General features: G+C 40.5%; 13 protein-coding genes and 1 pseudogene. 12 read left to right on the top strand and 2 right to left on the bottom strand.

The features are described 5' to 3' along the window. The 12 genes and pseudogenes from BUB16_RS20620 to BUB16_RS20565 form a co-directional block, all read left to right on the top strand. Positions 1-244, top strand: a pseudogene (locus tag BUB16_RS20620) (transposase); the annotation flags it as partial. 57 nt (positions 245-301) lie between these two features. Next, a complete protein-coding gene (locus BUB16_RS20615) occupies positions 302-1,648 on the top strand; it encodes a hypothetical protein (RefSeq protein ID WP_073068681.1) in 1,347 nt (448 codons plus the stop codon). Between the two features lie 10 nt (positions 1,649-1,658). Next, complete coding sequence (locus tag BUB16_RS20610; RefSeq protein WP_073068679.1) at positions 1,659-2,594, top strand: sulfotransferase family protein; 936 nt, start codon at positions 1,659-1,661, stop codon at positions 2,592-2,594. Positions 2,595-2,609: 15 nt separating this feature from the next. Continuing rightward, positions 2,610-3,485, top strand: coding sequence for a sulfotransferase family protein (locus BUB16_RS20605; protein WP_073068677.1), 876 nt, complete (start codon positions 2,610-2,612; stop codon positions 3,483-3,485). A 43-nt stretch (positions 3,486-3,528) separates the two neighbouring features. Further along, positions 3,529-4,527: a polysaccharide deacetylase family protein gene (locus BUB16_RS20600; RefSeq protein WP_211483259.1), complete on the top strand. Its 999-nt coding sequence runs from the start codon at positions 3,529-3,531 to the stop codon at positions 4,525-4,527. Then, positions 4,508-5,701, top strand: a complete 1,194-nt coding sequence (locus tag BUB16_RS20595; RefSeq protein WP_073068673.1) for a delta-aminolevulinic acid dehydratase — start codon at positions 4,508-4,510, stop codon at positions 5,699-5,701. The genes BUB16_RS20600 and BUB16_RS20595 overlap by 20 nt, the downstream gene beginning before the upstream one ends. Then, positions 5,697-6,395, top strand: coding sequence for a WecB/TagA/CpsF family glycosyltransferase (locus BUB16_RS20590; protein ID WP_139240402.1), 699 nt, complete (start codon positions 5,697-5,699; stop codon positions 6,393-6,395). Before BUB16_RS20595 ends, BUB16_RS20590 begins: the two co-directional genes overlap by 5 nt. A 141-nt stretch (positions 6,396-6,536) precedes the next feature. Further along, positions 6,537-7,649 (top strand): non-hydrolyzing UDP-N-acetylglucosamine 2-epimerase, encoded by a 1,113-nt coding sequence (gene wecB / locus BUB16_RS20585; protein WP_073068669.1) that lies wholly within the window; start codon positions 6,537-6,539, stop codon positions 7,647-7,649. A gap of 209 nt (positions 7,650-7,858) precedes the next feature. Further along, positions 7,859-9,097: an MraY family glycosyltransferase gene (locus BUB16_RS20580; protein ID WP_084088486.1), complete on the top strand. Its 1,239-nt coding sequence runs from the start codon at positions 7,859-7,861 to the stop codon at positions 9,095-9,097. A 178-nt stretch (positions 9,098-9,275) separates the two neighbouring features. Then, a complete protein-coding gene (locus tag BUB16_RS22340; protein ID WP_073068665.1) occupies positions 9,276-9,515 on the top strand; it encodes a DUF4160 domain-containing protein in 240 nt (79 codons plus the stop codon). Then, a complete protein-coding gene (locus tag BUB16_RS20570; RefSeq protein WP_073068663.1) occupies positions 9,493-9,729 on the top strand; it encodes a DUF2442 domain-containing protein in 237 nt (78 codons plus the stop codon). Before BUB16_RS22340 ends, BUB16_RS20570 begins: the two co-directional genes overlap by 23 nt. Positions 9,730-9,929: 200 nt before the next feature. Next, positions 9,930-11,255 carry a nucleotide sugar dehydrogenase gene (locus tag BUB16_RS20565; RefSeq protein ID WP_073068661.1) on the top strand — a complete coding sequence of 442 codons (1,326 nt, stop codon included), beginning with the start codon at positions 9,930-9,932 and terminating at the stop codon, positions 11,253-11,255. Between the two features lie 57 nt (positions 11,256-11,312). On the opposite strand, the gene BUB16_RS20560 is transcribed toward BUB16_RS20565, so the two are convergent. Beyond that, a complete protein-coding gene (locus tag BUB16_RS20560) occupies positions 11,313-11,579 on the bottom strand; it encodes a type II toxin-antitoxin system RelE family toxin (RefSeq protein ID WP_073068659.1) in 267 nt (88 codons plus the stop codon). Beyond that, positions 11,580-11,840, bottom strand: a complete 261-nt coding sequence (locus tag BUB16_RS20555) for a type II toxin-antitoxin system prevent-host-death family antitoxin (protein WP_073068657.1) — start codon at positions 11,838-11,840, stop codon at positions 11,580-11,582. Between the last annotated feature and the right edge of the window lie 199 nt (positions 11,841-12,039).

Raw genomic sequence — 12,039 nt, 5'->3', positions numbered from 1 at the left:
CGGAAGCTCATTTACACGACCAATGCGGTGGAAGGCTATCACCGGCAGATTCGCAAGGTGACCAAGACCAAAGGAGCCTTTACCAGCGATATGGCGTTGTTAAAGCTGGTCTATTGGGCCACAAAACATAGAAAAGAAATGGACATCGCCCCTGCAAAACTGGAGCTTGACTGTAGGGCAGCTGGCCATTAGATTTGGAGAACGGTTGCCATTGGCCTTAAACCGAAACCCCGAAAGGGAATAAAACAAACCAGACAGAGTTCAGCTTACACTCCCAATATTTCCTATAAATAATAATAATTTGAATATATCTAACTTATTTATATTTAAAAAAATTGATATAAAAGTTATATCTGTATGGTTAGTACTTTTTGTTTTACTGCAGTCTTTTTTTTCTTTTCAATCTACACAATCGTTTTTATCACGCTTTGGTTTATTACAATTAGTTTCTTTATTCTTCTTTTCCACTTTCTTTGCGCTGGCCAAAAAAATAAAGCCTAAACAGGTATTTTTATTAATATTTGTCTATCAATTAACACTAGTATTATTTTTATTTACTTTTTATGTATTGGCTTATGGCAACCCTCTGGGCTTTGAACCTAAAGATGCCGTTTACTATAATTTATTAGGCTTAGAGCTTCAAAATAAAAACTTATATTCAAGTATTGTATATTTACTTGAGAACAGAAGAGTCGGAGATTTAGGATTTCCTATTTTATTAAAGTTTATTTACTCTTTGGGAGGTAATAAAATATTAAACGTAAAAATATTTAATATTTTATTTCATTTATTAACTTGTTTTTATCTGTATAAAATATCAATTTATATAAATTTAAAAAAATATATTTGCAAGAATATATTAATTCTATACGGTTTGAATCCCATTTCTATATATTTCAACGCATCTGGACTAAAAGAACCATTTTTACTACTAATGGTAACGTTAAGTTTTTATTTTTTTTATAAAGCATATACAAAGAAACTTATAGGATATTATTTTGTTAGTTTTTTAACGTTATTAATGACTGGTTTATTCAGAGCGCCATTTCCAGTTTTAATCTTTTTTTCGTTGGGATCACTCCTCTTTATTGAAATTAAAGGAAGGTACAGGTATATATTCCGCATTTTTATATTGCTGATAGTTCCTCTGTTACTTGTTCCAATTTTGTGGGTTGTTAAGGATGAATTAATTGCAAAGATAGCTATTAATAGAAGTATAGCAGTTACTAACAGAATTGGAATACAAGCTGGTTTTTTTGAGTATTCCATAATGGCAGTATCTGGTATAATTGGGCCTTTTCCTACTTTTGCATATGGCATTGAAAATGATAATTATTTATTACAAACAGTAGGTAATTTTATAAAGCTTGTTTTATCTTATTTTTTCCTCATTGGTTGCGTTCAAATCTTTAAAAATAAATTAAGGAAATTTTATCCTTTGTTGATTTTTATAGCTTCAAACATTGCTATGCTGACCTTTGCAGCGGCTACATTAGACCATCGTCTTCTATATCCATTTATCCCTTTTTATTTTTTAATTATAGGATATGGTTATAGCTTAGAACAGTATTATGGTTTTTATCTAAGAAGATATATGGTTTATATAGTGTTTATTATAATATTGGTTATTGGATATAACTTAAGGTAGGAATGTATTTATGCCTAAATTGTCATTGTTCATAGTTGGCCTACCAAGAAGTGGGACTAAATTGCTTAGAGAACTTCTAAATAACCACGATCAAATATTTATTCCATCAATTGAGGCTTATTTTATACCCCATTTGGTCCAAAAATATGAAGATAAGTTATTAAGTCTGGATGAAGTCAATGACGTCATCACAGAAATAAAGAAATCCTTATTTTTCTTTTACTATAGAGAATCATTTAATTTTGGAAAACTGGTAAAAGAAGAAACTACTGTTAAAAAATTAATAGGTGAAATATGGCAGAAACTAGCTATGGAAAAGGAAAATAAAGATATTCGGATTTTAGGTGATAAGACTCCAAGAAATATATATCACATTCAATTTTTACTAAATTCTTTTCCTAAAGCAAAAATTATACATATTGTAAGAGATCCAAGGGATAATGTGCTATCAGCCAAAAAAACTTGGGGAAAAAATATTTTTAGGGCTGCGTATAAATGGCAACAAGGAATTAATAAGGTTAATGAAGTTGGAGAAAATAGAAAAAGATTAATTGAAATTAGTTATGAGGATTTATTGAGGGATACCGAAATAGTTTTAAGACGATTATGCACTTTTATCGGAATAAATTATCAAGAGGGGATAAGTAAGTTATATAGAAAAGTTGAAGATAGAGAGGGTATCATAGATGAAAATAATTATAATAAATATTTAGATGAGATGAGTGCTGACGAGATAAAGTATATTGAGGGATTAACGAAAAAAGGTATCCAAAAATATAATTACTACCTTAATTACAAAGACGTTAATTTTATTAATTCTCCTCCCCCCATGCAATTGCATTGGTGGAAATTACAGGATATAATGAGTTTGGTTAGATATAATATTAAAGAGCATGGTCCCTTGAGAGGTATTAAAAAAATTTTAAAAGCAAGAAAGCATGCTTAAGAAGTATAAAATTACGTGAGTTTAATTTTTATAGTAGGTCAGCACCGGACGGGTTCTACATTATTGAAAAATATTTTAGATGCTAATTCCGAGGTAGTAATGGCATTTGATGAGATGAATTTGTTTGAGCCTCTCCGTAGAAATACTTTTGATAGATTTTTTGATAAGTCTAATGGGGTTAGTTCTGAAGAGATAATTGATCTAATTGATAAAAAAAAGATATATGGAACTTTTTGGAAGGAATTTCGCCAATCGGGGATCAAGTTAGATGAATTAAAAGAAGTATTAGATCAAGATACTTCAGAGCTTCATAGTTCAAACGTTATAAAATCTATTTTAGGCTTACTTAGAAAAAAAAATAATGCCAAAATACCAGGCATTAAATATCCGGTACATTTTAGGCGATTAGATTATTTATTTGAACATTGGCCAGATGCAAAAGTTATTTTCTTAACCCGTAATCCAAAAGCTATCGTTGCATCGAAATTAAATGATAAGGCTACCCAAGAAAGAAAAGGAAAATCTTTTCTTCATAAATTTTTGGTTCACTATTTTACCGTTCTCTATTTTTCTATAGAATATATTTTTTCCATTCGCACCTATTTTAGATATGCAAGTAACCTAAAGCTAATGACCTATGATCAGTTAGTTCTAAATACAGATGAAACAATAAAAGGTTTGTGCCGGTGGTGTAACTTGGAGTTTGAAGATACTATGCTAGAAGTAACTGGAAAGTCAAGTAGCCACAATAGCATAAGTAAGAAAGGATTGCATACTCAAAGTATTGATAAATATAAATCTGTGTTGAATTCATTTGATTCCTTTTTAATTTCGCTTTTGACTTATAGGTATTATACTAAAATTAAAAATGAACTTGGTTCTAACTTTTGATTACGAACTCTTCGGAGATGGTTTGGGTGACGTATTTGAACACATGATTAAACCAACCGAACAAATTTTAAGTATTTGTGAAGAGGCCAATATAAAGACAACTATATTTTTCGAAGTGGTTGAATACTTGCGACTAAAAGAAGAGTGGAATAAGGGGAATAATATGGGATACGAGCGTAATCCCATAGAGGCTATTGACCAGCAAATACACCAAGCTGTTAAAAAGGGACACGATATACAGCTTCATATTCACCCCCAATGGGTGAATGCTAAATATATCAATGACAAATGGCAGGTAGATTTATTAAATTGGCGGTTAGGGGATTTTAAAACTAATAGAAACTATAGCATTAAAGATTTATTAGAGGATGGTAAATCAACTTTAGAAAATATTGTACAAAAGGTTAAACCTGAGTATGAATGTATTGCCTTAAGAGCGGGAGCATACAATATTATGCCTTCAAAGAAAGTGCTTGCTGCGATGACAAAGATAGGTTTGAAATTGGATAGTTCTGTTTATCCCGGGGGCTATGAAGATGGAGAGTTATCAAAATATGATTATCGTAATATTTCTTTAGAAAAAGACTTTTGGTGGGCTGATCCAGACAATATTTTACAAGAAGCTAAAAGTCTTGGGAGAATTATGGAGATACCGATCTTTGCATTAGAACAACCAAGATGGAAAAAAATATTGAACTTCGAAAAGCTGAAGTCACTGCTTATAAAAAGAGGTGCAGCAGTTAGCTCAGTTGCGAAAACAAAACTTTCTTCAAAATCATTATTTGAAAAGATAGCATTTCTTTTTGAAACAGAAGCATTTACTTGGGACTTTTGCTTATTTAATAAATCTATGCATAAGACTTTTTTTAATTATATAGAAGAAAATTTACAGGACAAAAGAGATACCTTTGTTATTTTAGGTCACCCCAAAAGTTTTACAACGGAACATTCCTTGCGATCCTTAATTGAGATTGCTCAAAAAAGTAATTGCTCTTATTCATTTAAGACGCTACAAGAGGTATATGCAGAGTTTAGCAAGTGAATCATTTTTAAAACTCAAATTATATTGTGAACGAGAAGAATTTAAGGGATGGGATCCTTATGACGGGTTGAATTCTAAGCTTTTTCAGACAACTCCGTTAAGGAAATGGAGTATGGCAAGGTTAGTTTGGATTCAGCTATTTAAACGGAATCCCGTTAATCTTCGTCCTTTAGTTAATATATCAAAAGGATATAATCCCAAAGGTGTTGGGCTTTTTCTGACCGGCTATTGTAATCTATATAAGATAGCCAAGAACGGAGATACTACTTTTGGTAAGCCCGAGGAAATAGTAGATAAAATAAACTTTCTTTCTGATCTATTAATTGATTTAAAGTCAGAAGGCTATTCGGGATCATGTTGGGGATATAATTTTGATTGGCAGGCCCGAGGGGGATTATACTTTCCGGCATATACACCAAATGTGGTTGCTACAACTTTTGCCGCGTACGGTTTGCTTGATGCCTATTCAGTTATAAAGAAAGATAAATTTAAAAGCGAAGCTCTTTCATCAGCCGAGTTTGTAGTCAATGATTTAAACAGAACCGAAAAAAAGGATGGGTTTTTATTTTCTTATGCCCCTAAATTTGGAAATAATACTGTTTATAATGCTTCTTTGCTTGGCAGCAAGTTGTTAGCAAGGATTTATTCCATTACTAATGAAGAAATATACTTTCGATCAGCGAAGCAATCGGTTATCGCTTGTTGTGAGGCTCAAAATGACGACGGGTCTTGGTATTACGGAGAATTACCAATCCAAAACTGGATCGATAGCTTTCATACAGGATTTAATTTGGAGGCTTTATATGATTTTCAAAAGTATACTGGAGATTCTACTTTCGAAGGGAACTTTAAAAAAGGACTTAAGTTCTATATAAGCAACTTCTTTTTAAAAGATGGAACTCCCAAATATTATCATAACAGAATATATCCTATTGATATCCATTCACCTGCGCAATGTATTATTACATTAGCGAACTCTAATTGTATTGATAGTCATAAAAAATTAGCAGAAAATGTTATAAATTGGAGCAGTAATCATCTGCAGGATGAAGAAGGGTATTTTTATTATCAAGTAAGAAAATTTTATAAAAATAAAATTCCTTATATGCGATGGAGTCAAGCCTGGATGTTTGCTGCTTTATCCTATTATTTAAAGGAAATGGCCAATGATTGAAGCAACCTCTCTCAATAATTACAAAATTTATCCCTTTAAGGACCGGGATCATTTTTTGAACTATTTAAGTGAAGGAAATTCGAAAAATATTCTTATTGCGCTTAATGCGGAGAAATTGGTAAAAAAAGATCAGAGGCTAAGAAACTTAGTTAATCAGCATATTGGGTATCCGGATGGGATAGGTCCGGTCTTAGCACTAAAGCGTAAAAACTATAACACAAAAAAGATACCCGGCTCTGAATTCTGGTTGAATATCGTTGAAAGATTTTATAAAGATGAAACGTTTTATTTAGTAGGTGGGAAAGAACATGTTATTACGAAAACAGTTTCTCAATTGAAGGAAGAATTTGAGGGGATCAATATTGTTGGTTACCGAAATGGTTATATGAATTCCGATGACAAGAGGAAATTGTTTAAGGATATCTATACTAAGAAGCCTGATATTGTATTTGTAGCTATGGGTAGTCCAAGGCAGGAATATCTGATGCAGAAAATGTATGAGAGACACAAAGCCTTATATATGGGATTGGGCGGGAGCTTTGATATTTATACCAATGAAAAGGATCGGGCTCCCGAAACATTACGCAAAGCCGGTCTTGAGTGGTCATATAGGTTATATAAAGAGCCAAAACGTGTATTCAGGCAAACCAGCCTGTTGAGGTTTGCCTATAAATTCATCACGAATAAGCTTTAAAAAACATTTTAAATGAGACATCTATTTTTTATAACTAACTCATTCATCTTTTTAGATAGCACCTGCGGCTTTTGAAAAAATCCGTTATACTTCGACTAAATATTTCAAAAGAGTCAGCCATCTAATTTCAGTTCTCAAACCATGAAAATCATCAACGTTGCCAGCGCGCGGCCTAATTTCATGAAAGTGGCCCCGCTACTTGAGGAGTACAAAAAACACGAGAACATAGAAGCCCAGCTGCTGCATACCGGCCAGCATTACGACTACGAAATGTCAAAAATCTTTTTTGACGAGCTGGGCATCCCGGCCCCCGATCACCACCTCGGGGTGGGCAGTGGCACCCATGCGGAACAGACGGCCAAAGTGATGGTTGAATTTGAAAAGGTGCTGGAAAAAGAACAGCCCGACTGGGTGGTGGTGGTTGGAGATGTAAATCCGACCATGGCCTGTACCATTGTGGCCAACAAGATGGGCATCAGGGTAGCGCATGTGGAGGCCGGCCTGCGCAGCTACGACCGGAGCATGCCGGAGGAGATCAATCGGGTGCTGACCGATAGCATCGCGGATCTGCTGTTGACTCCTTCCATTGATGGCAACATGAACCTAATTGAGGAGGGGATCCCGCAGGGGAATATTCGGTTTGTGGGGAATATCATGATCGATACGCTTTTTTCGATGCGCAAGCGATCGGCTGAATCGACGATCCTGTCTGATCTGGGCCTCACCGCCAAAGAGTATGTGCTGGTAACCCTTCACCGCCCGTCGAATGTGGATCAGAAATCCACGCTCGGCAACTTTGTGGATATCCTAGAGCAGACCTCAGGTAAGCTCCCGATGGTATGGCCGGTGCACCCGCGTTCCAGGAACCGGGCGCAACAGTTCGGATTCTGGGAGCGCCTGCAAGGGATTGACCGGCTGCACCTGCTGGAACCGGTGGGCTACCTCGATAACGTCAACCTGATGAATAATGCCCGGCTGGTGCTGACCGACTCGGGCGGCATCCAGGAGGAGACCACGGCCCTGGGCGTGCCCTGCCTGACCGCGCGGGAAAATACCGAGCGACCCATTACGATTACGGAGGGGACCAATACCCTGGTAGGGACGGATAAAGAGACGATTCTTGAGCATTTGGACAAGCGCTTGCAGGATGGGGTGGCCGGCACGCAGGAGCTGCCCAGGCCCTTGTACTGGGATGGGCAGACCTCCAAACGGATTGTGGAGGCCATCACATCCATTGAAAGAAACAATAGTTAGGTTTCAGCAAACGGTCGGGCGCAACCTTTAATCTTTTTTCGAAACCTCCTTATCTTCACCCTTAAGGGGAACATCTATCCCGGTTTTAAAGTATCAATAAAAAAGGGCGACCACGTAAAATGATTAATATTGTAACATATCGATAAATGCTTTATCTTAGCACCACTTGAGATGGATGAGGCGTGTTAGAGTAAAATGTAATATATTCTATGGATTATTTGCTACAGGACAGGGCAGTGATGGGAGGAGTCGCCCTATTGGCTTGGCTGATTTCTTATTTTTCCATCCCGGTGATTATCGGGGCGGCCAGGAGACGCAACCTGTTCGATCATCCTGATTATGAGCGTAAAATACATTCCGAGTCAATTCCGACGCTGGGCGGTATCGCTATCTTCCTGGCTTTTTTGCTAAGTTATTCGGTAAGTCCCTGGTCGGACAGTTTAACCGGTTTTTCCTATCTCGTGGCGGCTCTGCTGATCCTGTTCTTTGTCGGACTTAAGGATGACTTGGTCACCTTGTCGGCGACGGTGAAGCTGGGCGCCCAGATTTCGGCCGTGGGACTGGTGATGTATGGCAGCGGTATTCTGATAACGGATTTTCACGGGGTACTGGGGCTGGCGGAGATTCCCCTCTGGGTGGCTTTGCCCGTTACGCTCCTGACGGTCATTGTGGTGATTAACGCGGTCAATTTGATCGACGGCATCGATGGCCTGGCGGGGGGGATCGGCACGCTCGCTTCCCTGCTGTTTGGCTTTGGTTTTTTCTATGTCGGGCAGGTGCCCATGGCGGTTTTCTCGTTCTGCCTGGCCGGGGCGCTGCTGGGGTTTCTGTGGTATAACTTCAGCCCCGCGTCCATCTTTATGGGTGATACCGGGTCCATGATTCTCGGATTCCTGCTTTCCATACAGGCTATTGCCTTTATGCAACTGGGTGCGATGCCGGAGTTCACGCAGCTGTTCGGCAATGCCGTCCCGGTCCTTACCGTTGCGGTGCTGGCCTTCCCGCTTTTCGACACCATTCGCGTGATTGTGAAGCGGTTCAGGCGGGGTAGGTCGATATTTACTGCGGGGCAGGATCACATCCACCATGAGTTCCTGCGGATGGGATTCAGCCACAGGTCGGCTTCGATCACCCTCTACCTGATGAGTGCATTCCTTGTGGGGTTTTCGGTTTTTCTTTCGCAGATGCCCATTGATGTGAACCTGCAGCTGGGGGCGGTCATTACGGCCTGTATCGTGATCTACCCGACGAATGGGTTTAAGCGGCGACTCTTTACCAAATGCTTTGGCAGCAAGTGGCAGCGGTTGTATAGCTATAAATGGGGTGTGGAGTTCGACCGGGAGCGAATCGATCCCCTGAGCAGCCTTACCGAGCAGCCGGAGTCCAAAATTTTCGATTTGTCCGATAAAGAGAAAGAGAGCGAGGAAAAAGAGAAGATCGCTGTTTGAGGTTGAGGAGCCTGTCTTATTGCTGATGTGATTTGAGTTTCAATCTTGGATCAACAGGTTAGCCGGTGTTGTTTATATTTTACAAAATATTGTTATATTTGTTGTATGGAAACAACAAATATAGATATACTATTCTCTATAGAGAAGTATTAACATTTGAAATATACGTTTTTAAACAATGCCAACCGCTTTGCGTATTGACGGCTATCGATTCTTTTTCTTCAGTAATGAAGGAAATGAACCGGTTCATATTCACGTTGAAAGTGGTGACGGGTATTGCAAGTACTGGATAAATCCTGTATCTCTTGCATACTCTACTGGATATGATTCTGTTGAGTTAAACAAGATTAGAAAAATAATAGAACAACATTCAAATCAGATAGAGGAAAAATGGAATGAGCACTTTAGTAAAACGTAAGCCGGCTAAAGCAGTTGAAGTTTGGTTTGAAGATAAAAAATTGCTGGTCCGCATAGAAGACGGAAGGGAACTAGCAGTACCGCTTGAATGGTTTCCTAAACTGCGTGATGCTGCACCCGAAGAGCTAAATAACTGGTCTTTTATCGGAAATGGCATTGGCATCCGTTGGGAAGATTTGGATGAAGACCTTTCGGTTGAAGGATTGTTACATTAATAGATCATCCGCATCTTTCTATTGAGGATATTCGTGCAGCACAACATTGTGCTGGTGGTTATTAACTCCCCCCTGTTTATCCCCCTGCGATTTCTTATATTCAGCACTTTGCCGAAACAAGCCCGGCCATACCGGGTAAGAACCATGGCATTAGATTCAGTTAACACCTAACAAATATCCAGTAACGAATAACCAAACGAATGTTTAAAGAGCTGCTCCGGAAAATAGATGACAAAGAATACACCATCGGAATCGTAGGATTAGGATACGTGGGACTGCCGCTGATGTGGACCTTCCACCAGGCGGGGATGCCGGTGCTGGGCTTTGATATCGACCAGGACAAAATCGACTGTATCACGGAGGGACGTCCCTATATCAAGCATCTCGGCCGGGAGATGATGCAGGAGCTGGCCGGGAGCGATCGTTGCGAGGCCACGAACCAGTTCGACCGCCTGCCGGAGGCGGATGCGATTATGCTGTGCGTGCCCACGCCGCTGGATGAGCACCGCGAGCCGGATATGCAGTATGTGGAGCGCACCTGCTTTACGGTGGGGGAGAACCTGCGCGAGGGACAGCTGGTGGTGCTGGAGTCGACGACTTATCCGGGCACCACGGAGGATCTGATTATTCCGATCCTGGAGTCGAAGTCGGGACTGACGGCGGGAGAGGATTTTTATGTGGCCTACAGCCCGGAGCGCGAGGATCCCGGCAATGTGAGCTTCAATACGGCGAAGATCCCCAAGGTGGTAGGGGGGCATGGTGAGGAGGCGATCCGGCTGGCGTGCGCGGTCTACGATACCGCTATCGTGGAGACGGTGCCGGTGTCGGATACGAAGACGGCAGAGGCGGTGAAGATTACCGAGAATGTGTTCCGGGCGGTCAACATCGCGCTGGTGAATGAGCTGAAGGTGGTTTTCCGGCAAATGGACATCGATGTGCATGAGGTGCTGGAGGCGGCCGATACGAAGCCGTTCGGCTTTATGAAATTTGTGCCGGGGCCGGGGCTCGGGGGACACTGTATCCCGATCGACCCGTTTTACCTGACCTGGAAGGCGCGGGAGTATGGGCAGAATACCCGCTTTATCGAGCTGGCGGGGGAGATCAACACCTCGATGCCGCAGTATGTGATCGACCAGGCGCTGAAGGCGCTGAATGCCCACAAGCGGGCGATGAACGGCAGCCGGGTGCTGGTGGTCGGACTGGCGTACAAGCCGGATGTGGACGACATGCGGGAGTCGCCGACCTTTAAGATCCTGGATCTGCTGAAGAAGTACGGGGCTGAGACGGGGTACTACGACCCGCATATCCCGGAGATCAAGCCTACGCGCGAGCATGAGGAGTGGACGGGCACAAAGTCGGTGGAGTGGGATGAGGAGACGATCCGCAGCTATGATGCGGTGATCATCTCAACGGATCACTCGGAGATCGATTACGGGCAGCTGGCCGAGTGGAGCGACTGCATCATCGATACCCGCGATGCGATGAACGGCCTGGCCAAAGGCCCCGATCATGTGTGGCAGGCGTGACAACGTTCAATATTTACAAATAGAACTTTGTGGTTGATATATCTTCAATTAATGAATTTAAGTGTAGATATCTTTGCGGTGTCCGGCTCGGATTACAAATACAACCAGTTTCTGGTCCTGTATTTCATAGATGATGCGATAATTACCGGTACGTTCCCGCCAAAAGCCTTTGTACTCTCCTCTCATTGGTTTACTACTTTGCGGTCGGGGATTTTCCGCTAATGCTTCGGCAGCTTCAATAATTTGGGCTTGGGCATCCGGATCCATTTTTTTGATATCCCGACGGGCACGTTTCGAAAAAACAACATTATATGACCGAGGCATTTATATCCCTAACTCTTTTCTTAGATCCTCCAGGGGAATAAATGGGTCATCGCCCTGTTCTTCCATTGCTTCGTCAATAGCCCTTCGGTCCAGTTGTTCTTCCAGCTCTTCAAGAAACTCTAAATCCTCAACAGGTATAATAGCAGCTATTTTTTTGCCGTGCCTGGTAATGGTGAGCCGCTCATGGCCATACGCTACCCGGTTGATATTGTCGGCAAAATCGTCCCGGGCTTTTTTTGAATTAATTGTCTGTTTGTCCATATGCTATATTCTTTATCTATTAATAGAATATTAATATACGGAAAAAAATGTCCAAAACGTACATTTTATACAAAACGGACAGTTATATATTTCTACCACTATCTAAAATTTATCTGCAATAGAGCGTAAAAACCGTTAAAATTATTGAGGACGGTTGGTCATGAAGGTGGCGTTCAAATAGGTTAATGCAGTGGTATTT

The sequence above is a fragment of the Fodinibius roseus genome (assembly GCF_900129315.1).
GTDB classification, from domain to species: domain Bacteria; phylum Bacteroidota; class Rhodothermia; order Balneolales; family Balneolaceae; genus Fodinibius; species Fodinibius roseus.
This window is presented reverse-complemented; position numbering and strand designations above follow the sequence as displayed.